Annotated in this window: 2 protein-coding genes; both read right to left on the reverse strand. The window is 66.5% G+C overall.

What is annotated here, in order from left to right:
• Window positions 1-951 (reverse strand): FtsH/Yme1/Tma family ATP-dependent metallopeptidase (locus B7X32_RS20890; RefSeq protein WP_292724153.1); only part of this gene is annotated, 951 nt, incomplete at its 3' end.
• An 81-nt stretch (window positions 952-1,032) separates the two neighbouring features.
• The coding region (locus B7X32_RS20895) for a phosphoribosyltransferase family protein (RefSeq protein ID WP_292724155.1) at window positions 1,033-1,425 on the reverse strand (393 nt) is incomplete at its 5' end.

A 1,425-nucleotide genomic window follows, 5' to 3' on the forward strand; every position in this document is an offset into this window, starting at 1 on the left:
GGGGTCGAGGATGTCGGGGCGGTTCGTCGCCGCGATCACGATGACGTTCGCGTTCGGGTCGAAGCCGTCCATCTCGACGAGCATCTGGTTCAGCGTCTGCTCGCGCTCGTCGTTGCCGCCGCCGAGACCCGCACCGCGGTGCCGGCCGACGGCGTCGATCTCGTCGATGAAGATGATCGCGGGGGCGTTCTCCTTGGCCTGCGTGAAGAGGTCGCGCACGCGGGACGCACCCACGCCGACGAACATCTCGACGAAGTCGGATCCGGAGATCGAGTAGAACGGGGCGCCGGCCTCGCCGGCGACGGCGCGGGCGAGCAGGGTCTTTCCGGTTCCGGGAGGGCCGTACAGCAGGACACCCTTGGGGATCCGCGCGCCGATCGCCTGGAACTTGCCCGGATCCTGCAGGAACTCCTTGATCTCGTGGAGCTCCTCGATGGCCTCGTCGGCACCCGCCACATCGGCGAAGGTGACCGTCGGGTTCTCCTTGCTCACGAGCTTCGCGCGGGACTTGCCGAACTGCATGATCTTGCTGTTGCCGCCCTGGGCGCTGGACAGCAGCCACCAGAAGAGCAGGCCGAGCAGGACCATGGGGATGAGGATCGACAGGAAGCCGTCGAACCAGCTCGCCTTCGGCACGGCGTCGTTGTAGCCATCCTTGGGCGCGGCGTCGTCGATCGCCTTGACCACCTCGGCCGCGCGGGCCTGGACGTAGTAGAACTGCACGCTGTCCGCGCCCTTGTACGGCTTGGACAGCGTCATGTCCACGCGCTGGTCGCCATCGGTGTTGACGACCTTGGTGACCGTTCCGCCCTTGAGCAGGTCCAGCCCATCCTTGGTCGACACCTGCGAGGAGGATCCGAGGTTCGAGATCAGCAGGAACCCGCCGACCAGGAAGAGACCGATCAGCACCACATACGTGAGCCAGCTGCGCGTGATCTTCTTGACATCCATGATCAGATCAGCGTAGCGCGAGAGCCTTAGCACCCCCCTGGGGATTCGCCCACGGCGTACGGAGAGAAGGCGCGTGGTTCGTCAGGCGTACACGTGGGGCGCCAGCACCGCGACGTCGCGCAGGTTGCGGTAGCGCTCGGCGTAGTCGAGGCCGTAGCCGACCACGAACTCCGGCGGGATGTCGAAGCCGACGTACTTGCAGTCGATCACGACCTTGGCCGCCTCGGGCTTGCGCAGCAGCGCGAGCACCTCGATCGACTCCGCGCCGCGCGAGGCGAAGTTCTCCAGCAGCCAGCTCAGCGTCAGGCCCGAGTCGATGACGTCCTCGACGATGAGCACGTGCTTGCCGTGCAGGTCGGTGTCGAGGTCCTTGCGGATCTGCACGACGCCGCTCGACTTGGTGCTCGCCCCGTAGCTCGAGACCGCCATCCAGTCCATCGGCACCGAGAACGGCAGCGCCCTGGCGAAGTCGGC

The sequence above is a fragment of the Microbacterium sp. 13-71-7 genome, from assembly GCF_002257455.1.
In the GTDB taxonomy this organism is placed as follows: Bacteria; Actinomycetota; Actinomycetes; order Actinomycetales; family Microbacteriaceae; genus Microbacterium.